The sequence below is a fragment of the Enterobacter cloacae complex sp. CARB60 genome, assembly GCF_036487345.1.
GTDB lineage: Bacteria > Pseudomonadota > Gammaproteobacteria > Enterobacterales > Enterobacteriaceae > Enterobacter > Enterobacter asburiae_D.
On sequence record NZ_JAZKLC010000001.1, the window covers coordinates 1 to 26,096 of the forward strand.

Sequence of the window (26,096 nt, forward strand, 5' to 3'; positions counted from 1 at the left end):
CAGCACCACCGCTTCAGGGCCTGGACCGCCGCGCGCCAGCTCATACTGCAGGCGGGTCAAACCGCCGGGATAGCCGGGGCAGTCGGTCTTGCTGCCGTCGAGCAGAGAACAGGCATCACGGAGGCTGATCTCATCGGACGCATGGCGTATCAGCGCGGCCTGACGCAGGGCGGTGCTGAGCGCAGATTTATCACTCAGCGCCGCCAGCGCGTTAACGCGGTAGAACGGGTCGTGCTGCCCGTCCTGTTCCAGTAGCGGCCAGAGCGGCTCCCAATAGAGCAGCAGCGCCTGCTGCACCAGCAGCAGGCCGTTGGCATAACCGCGCAGCCCTTTCAGCTGGGTCCAGGCGCGGGTCAGCGCCAGCATCACGCGCAGATCTTTACTGCGCTCCAGCAGGCTGAGGGCCAGATGCTCGACTTTGTTCCAGTCGGCGGGTTCCGCCGGGATGATGGTATCGCCAAACTGCTGCTCGGCTTTACCCGTACATGCCTGCTCCATCGCCATATAGTCGGCGTCATATTCGAGGTTTTCGCCGCAGGGCTGCTCGCTGCTGACAGGGATAAGAAGCGTATCGATATTCATCGGATTTCCTATTCAAATATCGGCGGATAAAGGCTATTCCGAGCGGTTCTGGCACCCGTCGCCGTGTCGAACAGCATCGGAAAAAGCAGGCTTGTGAAGTTGCCGCTGTGCAGATGTGGGTAGCGGCGGCACATGCTGTGTTTAACCGGCAGCAGGCAGCCCATCTGCACCTGCTGGTTGCCCAACATGGGGGGCACCACGAAATTCCATACCGGGGTATTGGCAAACTGAAGGCTGCTCTTCACCGTTCTGCCAGTTAAGCAGGCCAACCTGAAACCAGTCGCTCCACTGGTTAAACAGCACATTGGGAAAGCGGCGCTTGAGAAAATCTCCGGCGCTGGGCAATTTGCCGTACCAGCTAATCACGTACGTCTGGCTCATTATCTTCTCCTCACGGCTAAGGGCACGAGAACCCGGGAAGCTGGAACGGATTGCGGATACTGTTCGGGGTGAACTCCAACGTCACACTGTGACCATCGACATTAAAGGTGGCCTGGCGGCTCAGGCTGCTGCTGCCTGCGCTCTGCTGGGCGCGGTCAAAGAAGCGGTTCAGCGCCCAGGAGCCGTTGGTCACCAGCGTCAAGGTGGTGCCGTTGGCCAGCCCGAGCTGCATACGCACCTGGTTGGTGCCGCCGCTGCCCGGCCAGCTCATCAGCTTTACCGCCTGCGGGCCGTGGCTGTAGCGCAGCAGCTGACCGTCAACATCCAGCGTCATGGTGAGGATGTCGTTATCCATCCGCACAGTGCGCACCGTCACGCGGAATGACGTCGTGGTAGAGCCGTTGGCAAAGAAGGAGTCGCGAATACTCTGCGCCTGCTGGAACGGGCGCAGAATACTCTCGCCGCCCGGCAGGGTTTTGCCATCAATGCCTGGAGTAAAGCGCCACGCCGACTGGGTGGTATCAACCTTGTTGGCCAGGTTGTCGCGGAAGAAACTGTCCATCAGGCCGCTGCCCGGGGCGAACATGCGCGCCAGATCGTCCGGGGTTACTTCACTGCGCCCGGAACGCACCAGCGGATAACGCCCGGCTATCGCTTGGCGGCAAAAGCTGCCGACTTCGACGTTGATGCGTTTACGCACGTTGTCGAGATCACTGCGCTGGGTATCGCTGCTGGCGCCGACCGCAATACTGGTAAACATGTTTTGCAGCGAGCTAGGCAGCCTGCCCGCACTAGCGTGTAGGTGGCTGATCGCCTCACCCGCCGGCGGAGACATGCCGCTGTTGGCGGCGTCCTGCACCGCCGTCAGGTAGCGATACAGGTCGTCAATCTGCTTAAGGAAGTCGTCGAAGGCGATGATTATCCCACCCTCCTCCAGCGGATCGGCCAGGTCAATAATCGGCGCGAAGTGGTTAGCCACTGCCTGCTCCGGCGTCTGCTGTACCGCCGCGCCAGTGCTGTTCTGGCGCGAGCGGAACAGCCCCTGCAGGGTCCGCGTGGCGCTGTTATCGCTGACGCTGTAGGCGGGTTTAGCGGCTTTTTCAAAGCCCTGCGGCACTTTTTCCAGCACCAGATAGTGTCTGAGGTTAATCACCAGCTTGCGCAGCGGCGAGCTGCTGCTGGAGAGCAGCCGCGCACTGTTGATTCGCTGCGCCAAGTCGGCACTGCTGTTGAGCTGGATATCCTGCAGCAGTCCGTCCCATTGGCGAATATAGTCGCTGATATAGAGCTGGCGCACTGCCGCATCGGTCTGCTGCTGCGTCTCGCCCTTTACCTGACCGCCGAGCACCCACAGGTCATCGTCATGCAGCGATTTGGTAACCGCAGCGATGTTTTTGTCGAAGCTGTTCCAGTAACCGTCCGGGGTGTACAGCCCCGGGATTGTGTCAGCAATCGAGCGCCCGCTCTTGCGCGAAAACACCAGTTCGCTCTGCGGCCCGCCGAGCGAGGCCAGCGACACTGCCCGTAAGCTGTCATCACGTTCCAGCAGGCGCTTCAGGCGTCCGTAAACGCGCTGCGACAGCGGCATCTGATTAATCAGCGCCTGTTCGCGCTTTAGCAGCGCATCATCCCGGGCATACGGCGAGGCCTGAATCTGGTTCTCCCACAGCTGGCTGAGATGCCACTCCAGTTGTTTCACCTGCGCATGAGTAACGTTTTGCGGCAGAGTGCGTTGGATATTCCACATCATCCAGGCGTGCAGGAATTTGCCGTCGTAGTGATTCGGCTGATACAGCATCTGATACGCTTTCAGCGCTTCATAGCTGTATTCGACATCGCTGCCGTTATCGTTACGCAGCCAGGTGGTAATCAGCTGCGCCACATGCGGCATCAGTATCTGCTGCAGCGATTTCTGGTACAGCGCCTGGGTGGCATCGCTGACTTCCGCTCCGCGATACAGCCCCATGCGGCGGTTCAGCGGCGGTGAGTTAAGGTCAAACTCGTCGCTCTCCGGCAGGTGCAGCACGCTATTAAGGAACGGCAGCAGCGCAAAGAGATCGCGCGGGTCGCTGCTCTGCAGCGCCGTGCTCTGGCGCACCACTTCCGGCACCCGCGCCTGGACTTGCTGCAGGTAGCTTTTGTTGTTGACGTAGCTGGTGAACCACAGCAGCGAGGCAAGCACCACTACGGCGGCCAGAGCGATATAGCCGGACCACAGAAGCGCGCGGTTGCGCAATTCCCACCAGCGGTTGCTGCCCGCAAGACAGGCTTCAGCAAACACCACTTTTTGCAGCATATCCTTCAGGAAGAAGCTCTGACCTTTGTTGCCGGGGATTGGCGCCTCTTTACTGACCTGCTGCCAGCTGCCCTGAACGCCGCTGTCATCCTGCGGCAGCTGCATGGCGCTATTCAGTTCGCCCATCACGCGGTCAAACGGCAGCCCCTCTTGAGTGCCGCTGGCGAAATAGATTCCGCGCGGCGAGAACTGGGTTTCAAAGTTGGAGCGGGCAAACACGGTATCAAGGTAGTCGGCCAGCAGCGGGCGCAGCGCGGCGAACTCCTGCGGGAAGAGGAAACTTTCGGCGCGCACTTTGGCATCGCTCTCCTGCAGTAGCGTGTCCGGCAGCCCTGCATCTAGCCGCTGCTGCAGCAGGGCGAACTCCTGAGAGAAGGCCGCCATCAGATCGAGATCGGCCAGCCGCGCTTTATCCCACGGGAAGGTGAAGCCCCAGATCTGCTCGCGCTGCGCCTTATTGAATTTGGCGAAGTAAGCGCGGAAGCCCTTCAACAGATCCGCTTTTGTCACCAGTACATAGACCGGGAAGCGAATGCCAAGCTGTTCGTGCAGCTCCATCAGGCGCTGGCGCAGTGCCACCGCCTGCTGCTGCGACGCCTCCGCCGACAGGGTCAGCAGGTCGGAGATGCTGACGGTGACGATCACGCCGTTGATCGGCTGGCGGCTGCGATATTTGCGCAGCAGGCCGATAAAGACCTGCAACTCGCTGGCGTTCTCCTCCTGCTGGCTCTCCTGGGTGGTGTAGCGCCCGGCAGTATCCAGAAGCACCGCTTCGTTGGTGAACCACCAGTCGCAGTTGCGCGTGCCGCCAATGCCGCGCAGCGCGGACTTACCAAAGCGGTCGGCGAGCGGGAACTGCAGGCCGGAGTTAACCAGTGCTGTGGTTTTACCCGCCCCGGGTGCGCCGATAATCACGTACCACGGCAGCTGATATAGATACTGACGGCTGAAGCGCTGCGCCCAGAACGGAGAGCGGCCGCTGTCGTGAGAGAAGTGTGCTTTTTTCAGCAGCTCGGAGGCTTCGTTAAAGCACTCCACCAGCCCCCGTTCTTCGCTGGTAAGACAGGGGATCTCCCCATCTGGCGACTCCCCTAGGGTGGTTTTCAGGCTGCCCATCAGCTTACGGTTCAGCCAGCTGTTATAGAGGCGCGGCACCACGTTGCCCAGTGCCCACACCAGGTAGAGCAGCCCAATACTGATCTGGCGATTGACTTCCGGCTCCAGCGGGCGTGAATCGACAATCGAAAACACCGGACCAATCACCCAGATAATAAGCGACAGCGCGGTTATACCAACAAAGCCCCACAGCAGGCGGTTGGTTAAGACGGCAAACAGAAGATTCAGCATCAGTGAGTTCCTTGCACCTGGCCGTTAAACTGGGCATGCGTATTTCCCGGTGCCACTAGCAGGGTGATCTCGACCCGACGATTGCGCGCGCGGTTGGCGGCGCTGTTGTTCGGCGCGATGGGGTTGCTATCCCCACGCCCTTCCGCTTTGACGCGCTGCGGCTGGGAGAGATGCTTCTGAAGCTGTTCAGTGACCGACTGCGCACGCGCCAGCGAGAGTTCATAGTTCGAGGAAAAACGGGCGCTGCGGATTGGCACATTGTCACTGTAGCCCACCACCAGGAGGCGCCCGCTGACTTTGTTCATCGCCGCCGCGATGCGGTTGAGCACACTGGCGTAGCCGTCGCTTACCGATGTGCCGGCAGAGCTGAACAGGCCATCACCTTTTAGCGTCACCACGCTGCGATCGGCTTCGTCACGAACCGACACCAGACCCTGTTCGATCTCCGGGCTCAGGAAGGTTTTCAGGTCCAGCGCGGTAGGCGGCGCTGGCGCCGGATCGTGGATAGTGACTTCCGGGAGCGCGGTCTGATAAACCGAGGCCAGCACCGGGCTGGTGTAATAACCAAGACGCCAGTTGAGCAGGATGTAGAGCAGGCAGGCGAGGAAACCCACCACTGCGGTGCAGGCCCAGAGCGGCACCACCGGGCACCAAAGCTTGCGCGTCACAGGGTGATCCTTCCGGTGGACCGACAGCGGCGGCGCATAGCTCCCGCGCACTGAGCGGATCATCTGCAACAGGCGCTGCTTGATGGTTTCCAGCTGCGAGCGACCGTTATCCATGACCCGGTAACGTCCTTCGAAGCCCATCTGCAGGCAGAAGTTAATCAGCTCCAGCAGCGCAATCTGTTCACGCGGCGTCTGCGATAGGCGAGCCAGCAGCTGGAAGAATTTCTCACCACCCCAAGTTTCATTGTGAAACGTCACCAGCAGGCCGCTGCCCGGCCAGACGCCCCCCCCGCCCCACGGAGTGAGCGCAGCGGCTTCATCCAGCGCGGTGCACAGGCAGTAACGGGCGCCGATAATCGCTTCATACGGCAACCCGGCGCGCTGGCAGTTTATCTCAAACTGGCGGATCTCATCGATCAGGCGCAGGCGTAAGCCGGCGGGATCGGGGTGGGAAACCGAATTACGGATTTGCGGGATAGCATTCAACAGCGGATTGGCAGCCGCCACCAAGGGGTTATGGCTGTTGGCCCCGGAAACCCAAGCTTGCGCATCGGCGTATAGTTCATGTTTCATGATGATTCATTCCCTGCTCAGACCCCTTGACTGCGGATTGCCCAGAATTCCATCTCCAGCCCCGGGAACTCCCCTGCGAGATGCAGGGCAAAGGCCCCGGACTTTTCCATCTCTTTCCATAACACCCCTCCCTTCTCCAGCTGGAAGTAGTTGTAACCGGCGTGCCAGGGGATTTGCGGCGGTGCTGACGGCATCGCACGCAGCACCATACCCGGTAGCTGCAGCTGCACCAGATCGCGAATTTTGGTCACCGGGGCGACTTTCATCTGCGCCGGGAAGTGGATTTGCAGCACTTCGGCCGGTACGTTAGCGCGCACCGCCAGCACGAAGCCAAACTCGCGCACCATTGAAGCTTCGGTAACCGTCGCCACATTAAGGCCGTGGGAGCGCTCGGTCAGCGGCAGCTGGATGGCGCTCTCTTCCATCACCAGCGACAGCCCCTGGCGCAGCATCTGCGTCAGTCGCCCGAAGCAACCTGCCAGATCATCATGGTTATACACCGGCAGCGTATTGTGCGGCCCGCGCTGCGGCGTCCAGCTGGTGAGCTCGCTGGCAAAGGCCAGCCACTGCTGGAACAGCGCTTCCGGGTGCAGTAGCGGCAGATTTTTAACATGGCTGATGTGGCCCAACTGCTGGTTGATCAGTGCCAGCAGCATAAAGTCGACCATATCAGCGGTATTGAAGCGCCCGGATTGCTGCAGGCGCTGGCTGATCTGCTGGCTGCGCTGCTCCAGCAGGCCGTGAATATCGCCGACATATTCGTACAGCAGCGGCTGGCTGATGGCGTTAAGCATCGGCGGGATATAGCTGCCGTCGAGGTGCAGCTGGTTGTCGCTGCGCTTATCGCTGACACGCGCCACGCCAATCGCCGTCCATTCCGCCGTCAGTTCGCTCTCCAGCATTAGCCGCAGGCGCAGGCGCCCGAACTGCACGGTCGCCTGCCCGACCGAGATGGTGTTGAAATCATCTACTTCGCGTTCGAAGCTGATAAAGCGCGCTAGGGAATCTCCCGCTTCGCTGAAAATCACCTCTTCGCGCCCGCCGCGCCGTACCGGCAGTGCCAGCACCACTTTCACGTTGGTTTGGTTGTCCGGAATGCTTAGCGGTGGCGGTGACTGACGCGCATCGCGAAACGAGAAGGCGGTGCCATCAGGCAGCAGCCCGCTGGCTGAGACCAGCGCCACTTTGCCCTGGCGCAGCATCGCCTCGTCGAATTCGATATCGTGCAGCCCCCACAGATAGGGGCGCTGTGCCAGACCCCAGTCACGCAGGGTGCTGTGCAGGTGGCTTTCAGACTGCTGGAAATGGTGCGGGCGCAGGAACATGCCTTCAGTCCAGACCACTTTTTCTGCTTTGCTCATGTTGGCTCCTGTCTCCGGCGCTGTAAGTTTTTCACCACGCGGATGCCGCTGATATCGGCAATGACTTCGGCATGTAGCTCATCATCCGCCCCCTTCCAGACCTCATAAAAAAAGCTGTCTGAAGACTGCGGTAAAGGTAGAGAGAGACGCCATCTCTTGCCATCCAGCGCCTGGTATTCCGCCATGATGGCGATGTAGCGCACGCCAGGGTTGTTATGCCCGACGATTATATTATTGGTTTGACCCGGCATCAGGAAGAACTGCTCGCTGTCCAGTAGGTTGGCGCCCAGCATGCTCTGCGCGTTGTTTTGCAGAGAGTTAAAATCAGCCGACATGAAATCCGCATCGGATTTCAGCCACAACACGCGCACTTTCAGAGGTGCCGACTGGTTAATTTGCGGATGCGCCTGGAACAGCAGACTGTATTGGGTAGGTGTGTCTCGTGAAGATGACCCGCAGCCTGCCAGCAGTGCCATCGCGGTGAGGCAAAGCACCTGAAGGCTCAGGCGGAAAATATTCAGTCTGTTCATAATCGGGATACCATTAATGCATTGTTATATATGAATAATTCAAGCTGCAGAAAGGCGGCAAGCGCTGGCCCGCAGCGTGAGTCTCAAGGATGAGACTAATAATCCCCGCTAACAAAGATCGCTATGTGCCCGGGATGAACTGACTAGGCCAACATATCTGAAGCTTGAAGTAGGATGAGATTAATCGACGATCCAGGTTCCGCTGTTGCTGCTCTGGTACGCTTTGCTATGGCAATCAACCGCAACAACATTAGGTTGCAAAGATGAAGCGCGCTGGAATTTGGATATAGCTACCGCATGAGGCAGACAAAAATCATCTCGAAAGCGGAATAGGAAGTTTTTGTAAATTTCGTGTTAATTTTACCGATTACAATCAACAACTCAACGTAATTAATTCAATTAATATATAATCAAACATTTAATTGTTCTTTTTTAAATAAGAAATCATTTTTCCTAAACACTATTATGGTTAATCATAGAAAACCTTATTGATTATTAACCAGACTGAGTAATTTACAGGCTTTATTGCTTAAATCGAACTTTAGCTGAGCTGACAGAGCAGATCACGTATATCCTGACAACCCAGGTCGATCCGTGGCAAAGCAAACATTCAATATCACCAACTGGCCTTCATACCACAAAGCCCTCATTCAACGTGGCTCTCTGACCTTCTGGCTGGATGCGGAAGCCATTTATGCTTGGTATGACGCTGCCCCAACATCACGTGATCGACCTCAGTGCTATTCTGACCTTGCAATCAGCACTGTTCTGGTAATTAAACGCGTATTCGGCTGACCCAGAGGGCTCCTCAGAGATTTATTGATTCCCTTTCTCTCTGATGAAACTGTTACCGCACTGCCCGGATTACACCTCCGTCAGCCGGCGTGCGAACAGGGCAGCCTGACGGCTGCAAATCGAACACCCAGCCAACTTCCCGCCCCTGAGTTGCCATAACCCGATTTGAATATGTATGATGTGACGATATTTTCCTCAGGGCCTTTCTCCATGATGCCCCGTAAAAGTATCGATACACTTCTGCTCTCCGTTGGTGCGTATAAGCTCTCTCAGTATTAATGGGACTGGATGAAGATGCTAAAATCCATGAACAGTAGCGCCCTTTCAGGGCGAGCGTCACCGCTTCGCGGTTCCGATGGTTTGCATGTCCTGAGCACCGTTTTATACTCTGCGGCATGTATATTCCACGCCCTGCAAAACTGCTCTTAACCGTCGATGACGGCTGGAACAGGTACCTAGGTTCGAACGGCGACGGCGTCAGCCCATGGGCCCGCCTTTGCGTCGAGCGCATGCTCGCCTGTGGCACCGCCAGTATGGGAGTCCGCCGCTACTGCTGCGCATCGGCCGACTGCACCCACTCCCGCTTTTTCTGCCAGAGCTGTAAGTCAAAAGCGTGCAGCTCCTGCGGTTTTAAAGCCACTGAGCAGTGGGTCTCGCAGCAGAGCCACATTCTGCCCGACTGCGACTGGCTGCACATAACCTTCACCATGCCCCACCTGCTGTGGCCCTTTTTTAACAACAACTGGCCTCTCCTCAACGCCCTGTTCGGCGCCGCCACCCGCGCCATGCTCTGCTGGGCCCGAAAACAGGGCGTGGAGGTCGGCATCTTCTGCGCCCTGCATACGTACGGCCGCCAGCTCAACCAGCATCCGCATATTCATCTGTCCGTAACCCGCGGCGGGCTGGATGTTAAGCACGGCGTCTGGCGCAGCCTTTTCTTTAAGAAGCAGCCCGTGGAGGAAATCTGGCGCGGGGCGGTCATCAGGCTGCTGCGCCACACAGTACGGACGCCGCTGGAAGGTCCACTTCGCGAAGAAGACCCGCGGCGCCTGGCGGAGCGTCAAATACCTGGGTCGCTACCTGAAGCGGCCGCCGGTGTCGGCGGCGAAGCTCAGGCACTACGGCGGCGGCGCCGTAGTGCACCACTATTACGACCACCGTACGCAGCAGCACCGGCAGCAGACGCTGACGCAGGAAGAGATGATCGGGCGCTATATCAGTCACGTGCCGGCCAGGCATTTTAAAATGGTGCGCTACTACGGCTTTTTGTCTAACCGGAAACGGGGGGAGTTGCTCCTGAATGTGTACGAAGCCCTGCAGATGGAGGCGCGGAAAAACCGGAGCAGCCGGGCTTCGCCGCGCTGATCAAAGCGTTCCTGCGTACGGACCCGTACAAATCCATCCTGTGCGGCAACCGACTGCGTTTTACCGGCGCGCAGGTCGGAAGACACGCCACGGATTTAGTGGCTGAAAGGCTGCATAACATCGACCGGAAACGATGGCTTCTGGCCCAGACAGCAGGATAGGTTAGCCTGAAAAACGGGCTTCAGGTTAAAAATGCGACGGAAACAGCATTTTATTGCCATAACTCACACGGCCTCACGTCATCACTGCGTTTCTGATAGCGGTTTTCATGGTCAGGATATTTTTGAAACGATTTTCCAGTCTCCTAACCATCAAGCTATAGCCAGTAGCTTTATCGGCTACTTAACGCCCTAAATCAGCATGCGGTATTTGCTTAATTCTTTTACGGTTTGCGCCATACCTTGCCTTAGCAACGCTTCTAAATATTCATCAACCGACACGGGCGGTTTCCGTAAACTACTGCGCTGCGTAGTTACGGCCGAAAGCACAAGTGCTCTATTTAAATCAAATAAATCCATAACAAAATCGTCAGGATGCAACACTTCGATACCAAAGGCATCAAGAGCAGGTGCCGGAAAATCTTTAAGATTCAACGTCACAATGATTTCAGCATTGCTACGGACAGCAGCTGCGGCAACATGCCGATCATCTACATCAGGTAAATCAATGCTATCAATCAGAGGCTCAAAGCCGGTGACCAACGCATCAGGAATGGCTTTATTCATTAGCGTGGCAGTGCGTTTAATTTGATCTTCAGTTAGAACCGTTCTGTTTGCTAACAGGTTACGTTGCCACTCATTTTCGATACTGGCTGACCATTTTGGTTGGTACAATCCGGTCAGCCCCAATCGAATCAGTAAATCCCGTAGAAATGACGGGTACAGTACGCAAGCATCTAAAACTACAGGATAAGGTGTGTGGTTCATTAGTAAAGTCCAAGCTCTTGGCTTAGATCTGCCAACTCCTGCATAGCTTTATTGCTATCGCTATCTCGCTGATCCTTGTACTTCATCAAATCGGCGAAAAGCACGCGGCGATGGCGACCTGTTTTATGAAAAGGAAGCTTCCCATCTTCCAGCAGTTTCACCATATGAGGGCGTGAAACATTCAGAATATTGGCGGCTTCCTGCGTGGTCAATTCAGCATGCACAGGAACGACTTGCACCGCGTTACCAAGTGCCAGTTCACCCAAAATCGACATAAGCAACGTCAGTGAAGACGTAGGTAGTTCGATTTGATGAGTTACGTTATCTGCATCCTGAATCGAAATTTCCTGTGTTTCCATTTTTGTGGAGAGGTAGGCGGCAAGCTCCCTTTGTCCACGTACAGCTGCCTCAATCTCCCCTTTAGCCGGAAGGCTAAGGCTATCAAGAATTGAGTTTGTCATTGTTTAGTATTCCAATTGTTTAGGTTTCGGTTTCGGTTTCGGTTTCGGTTTTTCGGTTTTTCGGTTTTTCGGTTTTTCGGTTTTTCGGTTTTACGGTTTCGGTTTTGATATGACGGCAACTGTTATAACTGAGGTTATACGAAATAAACGGAAAACGCAATAAACGAAAATCAGGGTAAATCCTGCTCACTGCAAAGTTGTAGGTTGCGGTGTGGAGAGAAGATTGGATTTGGGGTTTCGGGAGCAACGTAACTGAACCGCTCCGGAAATCAGGAAGACAAAAGTATCAGGGATAGAGGTGTACAGAATAACTGATTAAAATCCGGTGCATTTCAGCATGTGCGGATAGTCATCAGTATCCACTGGTCGTCGTTGCTGACGGCCTCCCAGCCACAGGTTTTCAGCAGCGCATTCAGCCCCTCAGCGCGCCCGCCAATTCTGGCCGGAACCGGCATAACCTGCGTCCCGTCATCATTAAAACCGATTTCCAGCGCGCTTTTCAGCAGAAAGATGCTGTTTACCGACGCCGTCGGCTGAATCTGACGCCGGCCGCTCCACTCACTGTCGCTCAGGACGTGATACACCCAGTCGTACTGCTTCGCCAGCTCCAGCGCGTAGGTCAGGCGAAAAAGATCGTTCTGCTCTGACAGTTCGCCTGTACAGCTGCGCCAGAGATAATCCAGCTTATGGCGCAGCCGCGCACGAACGCCGAGCGTATGGCCCTCACGAATTACCCAGTCAATATCGGTAGCCACGTCACGCGAGAACCGGCGCTGTTTTTTCGCCTGCGCAAACCAGCGGCTGATAAACAGGTTTTCCTGCGACTCTGACAGCACCAGTCCGTCTTCCCGCGCCGTGTGCAGGGCAACAAGGGCACACCATGCCAGATGGCCCGTTTTTTCCATACTTCTCATCAATATTCTCCCGCCAGCGGCAGAGCGTTGTTTCCTTTCAGACCAGAGGGAGACAGGTTATGTTTGCCGCGAAGCTTTTCCACGCTTTCCGCAGGCAGCCTTATCACCGTTTTGATGCAGCTGTCGATACAAGGAATAATGTCTTCTCGCGGACCATGGCGCCAGTCATCGCCTGCATAAAAAGCATCAAGCGCAGCAGACATATTTTCCGGGCTGTCAAAAGCGCGCACCAGAATGTAGTAATCCGGATCATGCAGAGCCGGAGTAGACCACACAACATCGATGCCGTGGCGCTGATGAAGCGGAACGCTGATATACCGCATTATTCGGTGAAAACCGTCACCGCTGTCGCTGTGTAAGGTGTACTGCAGTATTTCGACCGTTCGTGACATTCTGGTGTCTTCCCCTGACGTTAGCAGTTTCCCTGCCCCGGCAGGAAGTGGGCCTGTTCCGGCAGGTCGATGGCCAGCTGCAGATAAAGCACCTGGTCAGGCTCCCGTTTTCCTGTTTCCGCAATCTCACTGTGCACCACGGCGACAATGTTTTCGCGGCGCGAATCATGGCCGGCTTCGGCCAGCGCAAAAACAATGCTGCCCACCACCTGGCACATCTCTTCATGCTGTCGCATGAAGGCGTGTGAATACTCCATTCTGCTCTTCCTTAAACGATACGTGGCGTCAGGTGTGATTATGCCGTGAAACGGCATGGAGGCGCAAAGCGCCGGAGGCCCCGCAGCGAAGCGAGGACAAAAAAAGTATTACGGCTAAAGCCGTAATAACCCCCCTCCTGCCAGACCAGAACAACCCAGCCAGAAGCAACGCAGAAGCTGATGTGCGCCATCGGAGTGGTCACGACAAGGCGAAGCCGCAGTCGGGGCGTATCTCCGCGTTAGCGGGCCGTCAGGGCTGCTTACGGGCGTGTCACTCGAAACTTCCAGCAATACCACTTACAGCGACTCAAAAGCCTAGTTACAACATCCATCATTAAAAGCGACATCATTCCCGGCCCTTTGGGCCGGGGGCGGCGGCGCTTTTCAGGGGTGGGTCCCGGCTCAGGTGCTGCCGCTGTGCACGGTGACTCTTCTGAAATCTTTAGTATGTTGTAACTATAAGCGCGCGACAGCGCCCGCTGCAACGCGGCGGGACCAACCTGAGATGTTCACCGAACCGGCGCGGACGTTAAGTCCGCTGCAAGGGCGTGCATTCTTCTGAGCCTGTCCAGAGGGCAGGCGATGAACAGGTTATTTATTTATAAGAAGTAATCTTATTTATTTAAAAGGAGTACAGAGCAGGTTTTTAAAGGAAACCACGCACTTTGAAATCACGTCGGCTAGCGCTCTGTAAGCTATACGGTTGTAACCTTACGGAAAGGGCCCTTGCAGTTAATTGTGGGTAAATAAATTCAGCGACCGCAACGGGCTTCGCCGGTCAGATTGACGGCCGTTCTGATGGCCGGATGACGGGAATGCCGGTGCAGCTGGCGACCGTTCCGCTCAGATAATGAGCGCCGGCGTGCTGCGGGCGTGCGAAATCCTCCGGCGTCAGCCGGATTTTTCACGAAGGGGGGTTATATGGGGACGGAGGCCAGACGCGAGTAGTTGTTCCCGCGCGACATCAGCATGCGCTCTTTCACGCGCCGCTCAAGCTCGCGCTTCATTGCGTCCAGCCCGCCGGTAAAGCGGCCGCTGGCGTACTCGCGCGTCAGCTGCTGTTTCACCAGGGTGACAATGTCCTGGCGGGTTCTGCCCGCGTCACGGCGGGCACGTGCACGCTTCAGCCCGTGCGACTTGCGCTCGGTCTGGTAGCTGCGGAAACGTTCGCGCACAAAACGCCAGGCCTTCGCTATCAGCTCGTCCATCCCCAGCGGCTGGAGGTGCTGCTTTTTGCGCTGCTGGTTTTCCCATTCGACGCGGCTGCGGCGCGCGGCCACCACGGCCACGTCTGAGACGTCGAGCGCCGAGAACAGCGCCGGCGTGAAGGTGATATCGGTCGGGATATTGCACCCAATCTGCGGGTCATACTCCGTCTGGTAGGTTATCAGCCCCAGCTCTGCCATAAACCTGAGCGCCCGCGTGGCGCGGGTGATGGAGAGGTTCCCACTCTTTGACTCCGTCGCCAGCCCGCACTCGATGGCCAGATTGGTGATGGAGCGCTGGACGCGGTTGGCCAGCGGGTCATAGTGGAAGCACAGCCCCTGAAGCAGCGCATCGATGGCACGACGGCGCAGCACCGGCGGCATGCGGTGACGCTTACCCAGCGATCGCACAAACGCCACGTGGACGCAAAAATCGAAACGGGACGTGAAGCCTTCGGCTTTCGCCATCAGCTTACGGCAGAACGGCAGAGTCTTCTTTCCTTCACGCGGCGTGAATGCCGGATGCGGGTTTTTGACCTGACGGTAATGGGAGAACAGGGTCTGGGCGTCAGTCACACCTTCCCGCACTTATGTTGCACGGAAGGAGTAAATGGCACAGAAACGGGTATTGCAGTTTTCTGAGCATAAAACTATACTCCCTGCATAGAGCAACAGCTTCTATACAGTTTAAGTAGGCCCCGTTAATCTTCTCTTAGTCGCCAAACCTGGTGAAGATTATCGGGGTTTTTGCTTTTCTGGTACCGGGTAGACACCTCATCAGAACCAGTTCCCTGCCACCTTATGGCGTGGCCAACCAAGAATTCACTAAAACGATCAGTAATCTAGCATCCAATGAGAAAACGTTCAAGAATGTGAAGTCTTTACATCGAGAACGCCGCGTTCAGAAAGTTCACGTTCGAGTAAGGTCTCAATAAACTGAGCTTGAGTGAGCCCTTCCTCTTCACAGATCGTAATCATCCAATCTTTAAGAGGATTTTTAACAAAAACCTTCACTTCTTTATGTGTTTCACGTTTACGCGCAATCGCGGCAAGCTGTCTTTCACTCGCCGACATCGGCTTACCTTTTCGGTAAGAACGCTTTTCTTTCGATGAGGAAGTTACTGCATTTTCGATCTGCGACATCTCTGCCTCCTCAAGGATCAAACTTGGATCGTTTGCAGAGAATACTACAGATATCTGAAATCAGCGACTTAACTTTACGCGTAAGTGTGAGCCATGTTGGCGCATGACTCACCTGGATGGATGTAGATTGCGGATCAAATGACGATGCGACTTAGTATGAAGAATGCCAGTCCGTTCCTCCGTCCCAGCGCGACTGCCAGTGCTGAAGGTAGGTTTGTGCCACTTCCGGCACCTCATTAATAACCAGCACATTCTCGCTATTCCGCGATGCAGCAGAGCGAGTGTAGTTAAAGCTACCAGCCTCAACTGTATGATTATCAACAATAATGACTTTGTCATGCATGATGGCGTAGCGACCGTTGGTGCGCAGCGGAATTCCCGCGTTCACCACGACGTTCATCGCCGCCTGGCTGGCTTTGCTCCGGTTGCCCTTTTCATCAAGCACTATCTTCACATCCACACCACGACGTTTTGCCCTGACAAGCGCACTAACCACCTCCGGAGACGTAAATGAGTAGCCCATCAGCCGAATTTCCTGCTGTGCTGACTCAATCGTCTTAAGGACCAGCTGCAACGCGCTGCCTTCAGGTGAAAAGCCGACCTGAACGGAGGATGCCGCTGCTGCAGGCTGAATACAGCTCAGCGAAAGACATACCAGACCGGACACGGCCAGCTGGCGAAAGGTGAACTTACGCATTAAATAACCTCAGAAATACTGTTCGGATGTGTTAGCCAGAAACGCCGGAGACGGGGAAAACTTGCTTTTACCCTTCTCCGGGGTTGGACAACTGAGCACGGCGAAGGCGTCAGTCTCTTTTAGCGGTATCAGTTGGCGGACGCCTGATTATTTTTTGGTATCACCGGCAGCATGACTGATGGCCTGCTGCAGGGCCTCCGCGCTGGTGTATCCCGGAATAACCGTCACGTTATCAGCACTGGCGCCGGCTGACGGGAGAACCACTAGGGCCGGGGTACCGCTGAAGCCCAGCTGCTGCGCAAGTGTGTTTATGCCATCCAGGGTCCCCTGAACATCTGGGGCTGTTTTCGCATCGAACTTCACGGCTTTTGCGGCCGCGCTGATATCAGCATCGGTCAGCTTACCCTCGTTGTGTGCGGTAGCGTAAATCGCGTTGTGATAGTTAAGGTAAGCATCGGCCCCCTTCTGCTTCCAGATCTGAAGCCCGGTTTTCGCCGCACTGAGCGACGCCGGCCAGCGCTGGCCAAATATCGGGAATTCCTTGAACACAAAGCGCACGTCCGGGTTAGCTTTTATTACCTTCTCCAGTTCCGGCGCCAGGCGGGCACAGTAGATGCACTGGTAATCAAAGAATTCAACGACCGTCACTTTCGCATCAGCAGGACCATATGATGGTGTGCCTTTATCGTTCAGCAGCGCTGCCTGATTCTGAACCACGGCGGCCGTCATCGCCTGCTGCTGCTTCTCCTGCTGTTGGGCCTGCAGCTTCTGGCTGACCTCAACCAGCACTTCCGGATGAGCCAGCAGGTAGTCTTTCGCGATTTCACCAATGCGGGCTTCCTGCTCCGGGGTAAAGGCAACGGCAGGTTTCTCTGCTGCCCCCGCCACGCCGGAGACCAGAAGGCCTGCGGCAAGCATGACTGAAAGGGTTTTATTCATGTTCATCCTGTGTTTTTCTCTTCTCGGTTGTTATCAGTTCGTTCCGTGCACGGGTGGCGACGCTTCTGACCGCCCTGCGCTGTCGTTTAGCGTGCTCCTGAGCCCTGCGCTCCACGGCATACGCCGCCTCCTCCGCACTCACCGCTGCGACCGGTTCACCGGCAAGGTTTTTACGCCACGCGCCCACCGTCATGGCGCCCAGATACGCATCCGAGCGGGTGACGGCGGCAAGGCAGCGTTTCAGCGTCTTCACGGAAATCTCCAGCCCGCGCCGGCGAATGTCATTGACCATTGCCTCCCGGATGTTGACCGCCAGGAGCTGCGGCTGGCCGTCCGTCACCAGGGCTGGCCAGCAACGCTTCAGGAGCGCGAGCGCGTCCGCAAGCGGCATGACCTTCCGGTACACCGGTTCCGGGGCAGGTTTGCGCCTGGCCGCCCGCATGGCCTCCCTCTCCTGGGCCTGTCGCTCAGCCCACTGCCGGGCTTTCTCTGCTTTTCTGGCGGCCTTCTCGTCCGCCTGCGCCTTTTTCGCGCTCTCATCCACCGCCTGCTTCCTGACCTTCCAGGCAGGCGTCGTGTTCACCACCACGGTCTTTTTACGCGTGACCCGGCCCGGACCCGCACCGTCCGGTTCACTGTTGCTTACTGCACGCTGACCTTCTGGCTCCGCTTTGCGGCGCAGCGTCAGCGTGGGGCGCCCCTGCTCTGTCATCCTGCCTCCGGATAAATCTGTTTCACGTATACTCCCCTGACTGACCCTATTCTGACACGGCAGATATCACATCACCATCAGTCCGATGACGGCAAGGTGCACCGCGTAGAACAGCGGGAAAAATTCGCGCGGCCAGAACCTCGGCACGCGGCAACAGGTCCGACTCAGCACCGTCAGGGTAACGCCGGGTATTACCAGACCCGCGATGGCAAAGGCGGGGCTGTCCGCGGCATTCAGCGCGAGTATCGCCAGTGCCAGACACAGCGCCAGCCCCGTGCGCGTGGTGCGCCGGCCCGTCATACATACGCCGCAGGCCAGCATCAACATCACTACCCCCGCCAGCCCGTAGCTTCCCGCCGAAAACGGCAGCCAGGCCAGAACCAGCATCAGGGAGAGCGGCCACGTGCGCGGCCCGTGCCGCTGTATCAGCGCCAGTGCCTGTCCGCTGACCGCAAAGGCAAACAGAATATTGCCCAGGTCCGGGCGCAGCCCGGCCAGTATCCAGCCGCCCTGCGCCACCCCGGCCCATATCCAGAGCCGGTTCAGGGCGCGCTGCTGAATCTGCGGATGGCGGGCGAGGTTCATGGCCCAGACCAGGCCAAAGAGCGGAAACGCTCCCCGACCGGCAAGACGCAGCCAGTCATTATCCAGTCCGCACAGCATGCTGATGTGGTCGGCCACCATCAGGAGGAGCGCCACGGTTTTGATAAGGTCGGTCTGGCCCGGCGTCCACACAAGCAGACGCTGCAGCCAGCAGTCGGCCACCACCACAAGGGGGAAGAGCGGATGGTTTTCAGCGCGCATATCAGTCGCCTCCCAGGGTCTTTTCACGCTCAAGGTCTCGCACCGTTTCGCGCTCCATCTGCTGCAGGCGGTCCCGCTGCACGCTCTCGCGCACCACCTGAGACACCGCCTCATCCCGGCGGCGTTCTTCCGGCGCATCCGGCAGCGTGAGGGGAGATGCTGGCGTTTCTTTTATCCGATCCATATCCCGCACCACATCCCGGACGGCGACGTCAGCCCCTCCGGCCGGCCTGTCGCCGCTGCGGGCCATCTCGCGGACCGCCTCTTCGGCACGCTTATCCAGCTCCCGCTGCACCTCAGCCTCCCGGGCCTGCTGTGCCAGCACCTCCGGCGGCACCGTTTCTGCGGGCTGCGTACCGGTGCCATCGGGCAGGCCGTCGGCCCAGACCCGACCGCCGGTAATGGCGCCGGGGTTCCACGGTCGCACCTCGCCTTCGAGCCGCACCACCACGCCGCTCTGCGGATTCTCCCTCGCGAGCCGCACGCCCTCTTCCATATCCCGCGCCAGCAGCGACTCGCCGTTACGGCTGGCCTGCAGACCCGCAAACGCCGCGTCCCCGCTGCCCATCACCCGGCCTTCACCAGCGAGCCCCTTAAGCTGCCCGTCTCCGGACGTCAGGGCGCTCAGCCAGACGCCCGCCTGCCTGCCGTTGCGGTCGAAGGCCGGGAGCGCCACGTGCGGCTGCGGATATTTACGCCCCGGCGAGATAAATTTCGCCATTGAGCCCTCAGGCTGCAGCCCGGCCTGGCGCAGCGCGGCGCGACCGGCAGGCACCTCACCCTGCGCTTTTGCCGTCGCCGTCAGGCGGACGGCATTCGCGACGGCGCGGTCGCCGCGCGGCTCCAGAATGTCATGCGCCGTACTTTTCGCCTGCGATTTTTCCATCGCGGCCACCCACTTGTCCCGGTTGTCGGTATAGACCTGCGCGTGCTGCTTCATGCGGCTCAGCGCCACGTAGGCCGACTCGAAGCTCACCATCCGCTTACGTCCGCCGTCCGTGCCCTGCAGGGAGATGGAGAAGGGTTCGCTCGCTCCCTGTGAGCCTTCAACGGTGACGGCATAGGCCAGGTCGATGTGCTGCTCTGCCTGCTCGGCTGACGGCGTGAGCGTACGGGTCTGTTTCCCGTCCGACAGCGTGACGCTGTCACCTTTTATCTCACTGACCGACCAGACGCTGTTGGCCACGAAGCCCCGCTCGTTGTCGCTTTTCGAAAAGCGCATCCGGTCGCCTTCCGACACGGTAATGGTGTCCTGACGGTAGAGCGTGACGCCCTCTGTCGCAGCCTGCGCGGGCGACAGGCTGCGGGTGTTGCCCTGCGCATCCTTCAGCATCACCAGGTGCGCCTCCCCGTCCAGCGCCTCAATGCTGTAATAGGTGCTGTCCAGCAGAACCAGGCTGTCACGGGATGCCTCCCACGTTGCCATGCGCCGCAGTTCCCCGTCGCGGATATTGGCAGGCGTGAGAACCGGCAGCGTGACCTCTTTTTCGCCCACCTCGCCGGCACCCTGACGGGCTTCATGAATCATGGCGTTCACCTGGCGGCGGTCGGCGTTCAGTGCGGTGATAACGATGGTCTGCGCCTGCGCCTCTGGCGTGCGCCCCGTGTAGTCCTTCACGATGGCCTCCAGCAGCGTCGCGGGCTGCCCGCCGGACATCATGTCGCCGGCCGCCACGGCTTTCGCGATGGCCTCCTCCCGTTCGCGGCTGAACTCCATGACGGAGCTGTCCGGCTGCCAGGCATCCGCCCTGCGCGGCACCTGTGCCGGCGCCACGCTCTCAATGGTCGTCAGGGCGCTGCCGATATCGCGGTTAATCAGGCTGTAGACGGCAGGTTTAAGTTCCGGCGTCTGGCGGACAATCTCCTGCATCACCGCCACGTCAATGGCGCTGCGCTTCTGCAGCAGGCGGAAGGGCTGGCCCGGGGCAATGGACTGCAGCTGGTCGGTATCGCCGCTGGAGACCGCGCGTCCCCCGCCCCCGGCAATCAGGCTGTACGCCTTCGCCATGTCGGCGTTACCGACCATCGAGCTTTCATCCACGAGAAACAGTACGTTGCTGAAGTCCGGTCGTTCGCCGCCGCGCAGCTGATGCTGCGTGTCGTGAATAAAGGCCGCCAGCGTCTGCGTTTCGGGTACGCCCGCGTCGCGCATCTCGCTCACCGCCCTGTGGGTGGGGGCCACGCCGATAACCCGCGGCTGCTCCCGTTCCGGCAGCGTGCCGATGGCCGACATGACGGCCCTAAACTGGGTGGTTTTACCCACCCCGGCGTAGCCCTGCACCAGGGTAAAGCGGTCGGGGGATCCCAGTATCATGCGCGTGGCGTTTTGCTGCCCGTCGGTCAGGCCCGCCAGCTGCGCGTCCGGAACCTTATCCATCAGCGGGGTGACGGCCTCCTTTCCCTCCAGAACGTGGCGGAGGATACTTTTCTCCGCATTGTACGACTGGCGTGAGACCAGCAGCTGCAGGCCGTTTCCAGGCGATACCGGCACCGACAGCAGGGCGCCGCTGCGTATCTGCCGGTCCGCCTCCTTTTCGATGACCTGCAGGCTGAGGCTGTCCTGCTCAAATTCTTTCGCGGCGGCCATCAGCTGCGGCTTCGTGAACGCCAGGCCGTTCCCCTCCAGCACCGGAATGGCCAGATGGATAGCCTGCTGCTCCGGGGTGTGCAGCCCGGCCTTCTGGTGCGCCAGCGCATCATCGAGCCTGTCATGCCCCGCCGCATCCTTAATCTGTTCAGAAACGACGCTCCAGGCAGACTGACGTGACAGCTTCTCCGTCGTTTTCTGCGCCGTCTGTGCGGAATAGAGCTGCACCGCCCTGCCGCTGAGCGCCAGTTTGTTCAGCGTGGTGTTATCCAGCTCGCGCTGCGACAGCGAGGCAAAGACCGTGGCGCTGTCGCTCACCGAGCGGCCCGGCGACTCCACCCAGCCCTGACCCACCTTCGCGGCGGTAAACGGACTGTCACCGGCGGGCAGGACCACGTCCGCCTTACGCCCCGGCAGGCTGACGACGAGCCCCGCCTCCCCGAGCGCCTTAACGGTCACCGTATCGCCTCCCTTGAGCCGCGTCCCCTGCGCCTGGCCCAGCACCGCCAGGCGGTCGCCTTCGGCCACCTGCAGCGTGCCGGTGCGGTACAGCGACCAGCTGCTGTTGAGTTCAGACAGGCGGGTCACCCGCGTCTCACCCTGGGCGTTGCGCAGCGTCAGGCTGTTGTTGCGGCCCGTCACGCGGTCAATGACAAAGCGTTCCCGGCTGCGTGCTTCGGCATTCCAGCGCTCCATGACCATCCCCTCCCGGTAGTGGTCGCGCACCTGCTGATGGCGGCTGTCGAGCCAGACCGGCTCCAGCGTGGTGATACTGACCTCCCGCTCGCCCAGCACCTTTTCCGCCTTAAGCGCCTCGCGGACTACGCCTGCGAGCACCGCCTGCTCGCGCGGACCGTTGACCTGCGCCACGCTGTGTTCACCTGCGCGGACGCTTCGGGCAAAGTCAGCGGCCAGGCGGTCATACCGCTGTCGCCGGTCAGGCTCGCTGATAACCGAGACCTGCGTCTTCTCACCGCCCTGCCACGCGAGCGTGCTCACTCCCGCTTCCTTCATGACGGTGAGGGCGCTGCCGGTCCCGGTGCGCTGGCCGCTGTCGGCTATCAGCAGCTGGACGTTATGGCGCAGCGCGCCGTCGAGCAGCGTGAGCGTTTCTTTCAGGGTCAGCTTCTCCCCCAGGTCCACAATCAGCGTGCTGCCGGGCGTAAAGGCCATGCCCTCCGTCAGCCCCCGCCTGTCGGTGATATGCTCGCCACTGAGGCGCTCATCCTGCATAAGGGCGCTGCGCGAACGCCTGTCGGCGGCGATAATCTGCACGTCACGCCCCTGTTCGCGCGCCATCATCGTCAGCTCCGCCACGCGCTCCCGCTGGCCGGCCGCCCCGCCCTGACCCGAAATAATGGCCACTGGCGGACGGTCCTGGGCCAGAACGCTCACGGCATCGCTGTATGACCGGCTGCGGGGCACGCTTTTATCCGGAAAAATGTCGGCCTGCCCCGTCCGCTGTAAATCGCGGGTCATCGCCGACACCGACAGCTCGTCCAGCACGTGGATGTTCGAGGTAAACAGCCCCTTCTCTTTATCCAGCGGGATGAGCTGCTCATTTTTTATCGCCGCATCGATGCCGTCACGCGCCATCTCCACCATGCCCGGCCGCGCGGGCAGCTGCCCGAGGGTGGTGGCCAGCAGTTCGGAATACGTGAACCGCGCCCGCCGGTCACTCAGCATCGCAATGGCCTGCCCGACGCTGCTGTTAATATCAATGGCTTCAGGCGTCGTTGCGGGAATATTCCCCTGCACAACCCGCAGGTCTGCCGCCTCACGGTAGGCTTTAATGTCAAACCCCGTCGCTTTCAGGGTCTGCATCCACTCGGCCATGCGCTGTTCGGGGTCAACCCTCTGCTTCGACTGGCGGGTATCGAGCGCCGCCACGTCGCGGGACTTCAGGGACGCGTCATCACCGACCGCCTCGCTGATGGTCCTGCTGCGGCTGGAATACGGCTCCGTCGGTACGCCCTTCAGCTCCCACATGCCGTGTTTGCCGACCGTCTCAGTCTCATAGCCCATCGCCGCGACGTCATCCTTCAGCGCGGCACGATACAGGCGGCCAAAGGCAATCTGGTTGGCGTAGATATTCTCAATAAACCCGGTTTTGCCCACTTTGTCGCTGCTGAGCGTTCGCCACTCATCGCCATGCTGAGTGGCATTGGCCACCACCGCGTGGGTGTGCAGCTGCGGCTCCTGGTCGCGGCTGGTATCGTGGTTAAACAGCGCCATCACCAGGTTGCCGGTCAGCTGCGTCTCGCTCCTGCCCTCCGTCATAACCCGCGTGGAGGCCATCGCCTCTATCTGCTTAATGGCGGTCTCCACCGCGCGGTTGTGGGCCTCAATAAGACGCTTGTCGCCACCGAGCATGGCCATCACGGAGACACTTTTGGGCGCAGAGAAGGTGAAGTCGTAGCCCGGACGGTGTTTGTTCGCCCCGTCCTGAGTCCGGCTGAGGTCGCTGCCATCCGGCAGGCGTCCCTCCAGAACCTTCGTAAAGACCTTCTGGTCCACCCCGCCGCTGAGCCCCAGCGCTTCAGCCCCTTTTCCGGCCCAGCGCTCGCCCATACTGCCGATAACGTAATAGTTGTCCTTGTCGGTGTAATAATTGCCCGCGCTGCCGGCGGATTTTACCGATCCGATGCTCATCATCAGATGTATCCTCCCGGCTCAAGATCCTTTTCAGGCGCCCAGTGAACGTTGATGTTCACTTCTTCACGACGCTGCCTCTCCTGAGGAGACAGTTCGTCCTGCTCCGCCTGCCACGCCTCCCATGCCGCCATATCCACTACTTCACCGCTTTCATCGATGCCGGGCGGCAGCTGCTCTGCCTCTTCCGCCTTTGTCTTCAGCTCAGGCTCCACGCCGCCGGCGCCTGCCGCACCTGCTACGGATGCCGCGTCTGCAGCGCGGGGCGCGGGCGTCAGTTGCTGTGGCTGCTGTGGCTGCTGTGGCTGCTGTGGCTGCTGTGGCTGCTGTGGCTGCTGGGGCTGCTGGGGCTGCTGGGGCTGCTGGGGCTGCTGGGGCTGCTGGGGCTGCTGGGGCTGCTGGGGCTGCTGGGGCTGCTGGGGCTGCTGGGGCTGCTGGGGCTGGCCAGCATTCTCCGCACTGCCCTCTGGCGCGATAACGTCTGCATCCGGTTCAAAGAGCATGGCGATGCTGCGGGATTCATGTTCACGTGCAGCCAGCGCGGCATTCAGGCGTTCCTCCGCTTTCCCGTCGATGGTGCGCGGAATGAATTCCGGTGCCACCTTTGGACGCTGCTGATACTTCAGCGCCATTTTCACGGCAGGATAAGGTCCGGGAAGCGTGACGTAGCAGGAGAGATCTGGCAACGTCTGGACGTCGGAGTAACTCACCAGGGTGACGCGCTCCATGTCCTTGCCGACCGAGGTACCGTCGCGTACCGGGTCCACACCGTAGGAATACTGCTCGGACGCCTTGAGGATTTCTTTTTCACCGATTTCGCCAGCGGCGAACTCGGCGATATTGCGCGACGGAGAGCGGAAGAAGGCACGGGTGTTCAGCACGTCGAACAGCGTTTCCGCCGGCTTCTGCCCGTAAATATCTTCCAGCTGGGCGTAGGACTGAATGCCAATGACGTAGCAGCCGCCAAACTTACGCGCCTCCGGCAGGATCTCAACCAGGTCCGGCAGCTTGTGCAGGGTCGGCAGCTCGTCGGCGAAGATCCACACGCGGCGGTTACGGTTTTCACCCATCGCCAGCAGCCCGCGAATGGCGATGGACAACCACATGGAGATAACCGGCTTGAGGGAAGCGTGGGTGTCAGCATTGGAGGAGATAAAGAGCCAGCCGTTTTTACCATTCTCACGAACGCCGCGCATCCAGTCGCGTATGGTGAATGACTCGCCGTTATTTTCGATGCCCTGCAGGTAGCGGATGGCCTTGACGTAGTTGGTCAGCACGGCGCGGATGGAGATCGCCGTTTTCTCGATTTTCTCTTCCACCAGGTTCGCCGCTGGGGAGTTTTTCAGGTACGAGCGCAGCTTCTCAATCTTGATGGAAAGCAGCGTGTCGACCAGCTTGCTGTAGCTGCGGTCCTTGTCGTTGCGCATCAGATAAGCGGCTTCGGCAAAGATGGTACGTCCCGACCCCTGCCAGAAGGGGTCTTCCTTCGTGCCCATAGGAATAAGCGTGTTGGAAACGTTGTCGAAGTCAGGCTGCGTCAGGCACTCCCGCCACAGGTCCCATGCAGCGCAGCGCGCATCCAGCGGGTTAAGGATTTTATCTGTGGCCGGATCATAGTAGCTTTTGACGAACTCACAGGAGCGGTCATACACGATGACCATATCGCCACGCTGGCGGGCGTAGTTCATCAGACGGCGGATAACTTCTGATTTACCGGCCCCGACGGTACCGTGCAGACAGAAGTTCTGGATCTCCGAGTCCTTAATAAGCGGCAGCTCACCGATTTTGATGTCGGATGCGAGACCGTCGCGCCTGAGCATTTTCGCCACCGCTCTCGGGTCATCAGTCAGCTGGCGCCCTCCCGTTATCTCGTCCTCACTCTGATGCTTACCCTGATGGCCCAGAATCCAGGTGGTGACAAAGAAGGTAATAACGCACACCACGGCCGCGATGATGGCGGCAAGAATAAAGGCCGTCCAGACCTGGTCGGCGCACCACTGGATATATTTGTCCTGCATTATTTGCTGCGCGTTATACTTCAGCTCATGGCCGTAATAACGGATGGTATAGACAGGCTGGGATTTGAAAATATCGCGCATGGGGGCCAGCGTCTGACACCAGTAATAAACCATGCCGTTCACGAACGTCTGCCAGGTCAGTTTAACCGACAGCGTAATCGCGACAATGACGCCGAAGAGAATGACGAGACAGTACACGATGATATTGGCGATCTGACTGAACATACGGATGCGCATGCTCGCGATCTGACCGCCCTGGGTCATATCCTTTGCATTAAAACTCATATTATCCTCATTGAGGTTTAGAATACATCGGCCCGGTATTCAAAATGAACATTCAGAATGGAGAATATAAGAAACAGCCCGAACATGCGGGCTTAGTTATTAAAGAAGTGTTATAAATTCAATTGCAATGGCGCCACCCTTTAGGACTTGACCAGATTATATTATTCACATTAGTTATATCGTTAACTACAAACCTATCACCACCG

The 26,096-nt window shown here is 58.7% G+C and carries 18 protein-coding genes and 6 pseudogenes; 4 read left to right on the forward strand and 20 right to left on the reverse strand.

Features of this window, described 5'->3' with window-relative positions:
- The 6 genes and pseudogenes from V4835_RS00005 to tssJ form a co-directional block, all read right to left on the reverse strand.
- The coding region (locus V4835_RS00005; RefSeq protein ID WP_331411002.1) for a type VI secretion system protein TssA at positions 1-582 on the reverse strand (582 nt) is incomplete at its 3' end.
- Positions 583-590: 8 nt separating this feature from the next.
- Positions 591-963, reverse strand: a pseudogene (gene tagF / locus V4835_RS00010) (type VI secretion system-associated protein TagF).
- Positions 964-979: 16 nt separating this feature from the next.
- Entirely contained in the window at positions 980-4,606 is a 3,627-nt protein-coding gene (gene tssM, locus V4835_RS00015) for a type VI secretion system membrane subunit TssM (RefSeq protein WP_331411003.1), read from the reverse strand.
- Positions 4,606-5,847: a DotU family type VI secretion system protein gene (locus V4835_RS00020; protein WP_172687026.1), complete on the reverse strand. Its 1,242-nt coding sequence runs from the start codon at positions 5,845-5,847 to the stop codon at positions 4,606-4,608. Before V4835_RS00020 ends, tssM begins: the two co-directional genes overlap by 1 nt.
- Before the next feature lie 17 nt (positions 5,848-5,864).
- Positions 5,865-7,208, reverse strand: coding sequence for a type VI secretion system baseplate subunit TssK (gene tssK / locus V4835_RS00025; protein ID WP_172689052.1), 1,344 nt, complete (start codon positions 7,206-7,208; stop codon positions 5,865-5,867).
- The gene (tssJ, locus tag V4835_RS00030) at positions 7,205-7,738 is read right to left on the reverse strand and encodes a type VI secretion system lipoprotein TssJ (protein WP_172687024.1); all 534 of its coding nucleotides are present in this window, start codon (positions 7,736-7,738) and stop codon (positions 7,205-7,207) included. Before tssJ ends, tssK begins: the two co-directional genes overlap by 4 nt.
- A 594-nt stretch (positions 7,739-8,332) precedes the next feature.
- Here tssJ and V4835_RS00035 point away from each other — a divergent pair.
- The 3 pseudogenes from V4835_RS00035 to V4835_RS00045 all read left to right on the forward strand — a co-directional run.
- A pseudogene (locus V4835_RS00035) lies at positions 8,333-8,627 on the forward strand (transposase); the annotation flags it as partial.
- A gap of 116 nt (positions 8,628-8,743) precedes the next feature.
- Positions 8,744-8,809: pseudogene (locus V4835_RS00040) on the forward strand (hypothetical protein); the annotation flags it as partial.
- Between the two features lie 119 nt (positions 8,810-8,928).
- Positions 8,929-10,059 (forward strand): annotated as a pseudogene (locus tag V4835_RS00045) (IS91 family transposase).
- A gap of 189 nt (positions 10,060-10,248) precedes the next feature.
- Here V4835_RS00045 and V4835_RS00050 read toward each other — a convergent pair.
- The 7 genes and pseudogenes from V4835_RS00050 to tap form a co-directional block, all read right to left on the reverse strand.
- Entirely contained in the window at positions 10,249-10,824 is a 576-nt protein-coding gene (locus V4835_RS00050) for a PIN domain-containing protein (protein ID WP_172687023.1), read from the reverse strand.
- Positions 10,824-11,285 carry a helix-turn-helix domain-containing protein gene (locus V4835_RS00055; protein ID WP_172687022.1) on the reverse strand — a complete coding sequence of 154 codons (462 nt, stop codon included), beginning with the start codon at positions 11,283-11,285 and terminating at the stop codon, positions 10,824-10,826. Before V4835_RS00055 ends, V4835_RS00050 begins: the two co-directional genes overlap by 1 nt.
- Before the next feature lie 332 nt (positions 11,286-11,617).
- Entirely contained in the window at positions 11,618-12,199 is a 582-nt protein-coding gene (locus V4835_RS00060; RefSeq protein ID WP_272755928.1) for a DUF2913 family protein, read from the reverse strand.
- A 68-nt stretch (positions 12,200-12,267) separates the two neighbouring features.
- Positions 12,268-12,591 (reverse strand): annotated as a pseudogene (locus V4835_RS00065) (NIPSNAP family protein); the annotation flags it as partial.
- Positions 12,592-12,611: 20 nt separating this feature from the next.
- Entirely contained in the window at positions 12,612-12,848 is a 237-nt protein-coding gene (locus tag V4835_RS00070) for a DUF2767 family protein (protein ID WP_172689051.1), read from the reverse strand.
- Between the two features lie 917 nt (positions 12,849-13,765).
- Positions 13,766-14,641: an incFII family plasmid replication initiator RepA gene (repA, locus tag V4835_RS00075; RefSeq protein ID WP_172687019.1), complete on the reverse strand. Its 876-nt coding sequence runs from the start codon at positions 14,639-14,641 to the stop codon at positions 13,766-13,768.
- Positions 14,622-14,699, reverse strand: a complete 78-nt coding sequence (tap, locus tag V4835_RS24315; protein WP_011201829.1) for a RepA leader peptide Tap — start codon at positions 14,697-14,699, stop codon at positions 14,622-14,624. Before tap ends, repA begins: the two co-directional genes overlap by 20 nt.
- Positions 14,700-14,778: 79 nt before the next feature.
- Between tap and V4835_RS24320 the strand changes: the two are divergent.
- A pseudogene (locus V4835_RS24320) lies at positions 14,779-14,882 on the forward strand (replication protein RepA).
- Positions 14,883-14,917: 35 nt separating this feature from the next.
- On the opposite strand, the gene V4835_RS00080 reads toward V4835_RS24320, so the two are convergent.
- The 7 genes from V4835_RS00080 to traD form a co-directional block, all read right to left on the reverse strand.
- Positions 14,918-15,196 carry a replication regulatory protein RepA gene (locus V4835_RS00080; RefSeq protein ID WP_008324932.1) on the reverse strand — a complete coding sequence of 93 codons (279 nt, stop codon included), beginning with the start codon at positions 15,194-15,196 and terminating at the stop codon, positions 14,918-14,920.
- A 151-nt stretch (positions 15,197-15,347) separates the two neighbouring features.
- The gene (locus tag V4835_RS00085) at positions 15,348-15,893 is read right to left on the reverse strand and encodes a phospholipase D family nuclease (protein WP_016589852.1); all 546 of its coding nucleotides are present in this window, start codon (positions 15,891-15,893) and stop codon (positions 15,348-15,350) included.
- Positions 15,894-16,040: 147 nt separating this feature from the next.
- The gene (locus V4835_RS00090; protein ID WP_008324924.1) at positions 16,041-16,832 is read right to left on the reverse strand and encodes a DsbA family protein; all 792 of its coding nucleotides are present in this window, start codon (positions 16,830-16,832) and stop codon (positions 16,041-16,043) included.
- Positions 16,825-17,544, reverse strand: a complete 720-nt coding sequence (gene finO, locus V4835_RS00095; protein ID WP_008324922.1) for a fertility inhibition protein FinO — start codon at positions 17,542-17,544, stop codon at positions 16,825-16,827. The genes V4835_RS00090 and finO overlap by 8 nt, the downstream gene beginning before the upstream one ends.
- 66 nt (positions 17,545-17,610) lie before the next feature.
- The gene (gene traX / locus V4835_RS00100; protein WP_172687017.1) at positions 17,611-18,348 is read right to left on the reverse strand and encodes a type-F conjugative transfer system pilin acetylase TraX; all 738 of its coding nucleotides are present in this window, start codon (positions 18,346-18,348) and stop codon (positions 17,611-17,613) included.
- 1 nt (position 18,349) lies between these two features.
- On the reverse strand, positions 18,350-23,590 hold the full coding sequence (gene traI, locus V4835_RS00105; RefSeq protein ID WP_320723627.1) for a conjugative transfer relaxase/helicase TraI: 5,241 nt from the start codon (positions 23,588-23,590) through the stop codon (positions 18,350-18,352).
- Positions 23,590-25,890, reverse strand: a complete 2,301-nt coding sequence (gene traD, locus V4835_RS00110; protein ID WP_331411004.1) for a type IV conjugative transfer system coupling protein TraD — start codon at positions 25,888-25,890, stop codon at positions 23,590-23,592. Before traD ends, traI begins: the two co-directional genes overlap by 1 nt.
- Positions 25,891-26,096 lie beyond the last annotated feature (206 nt).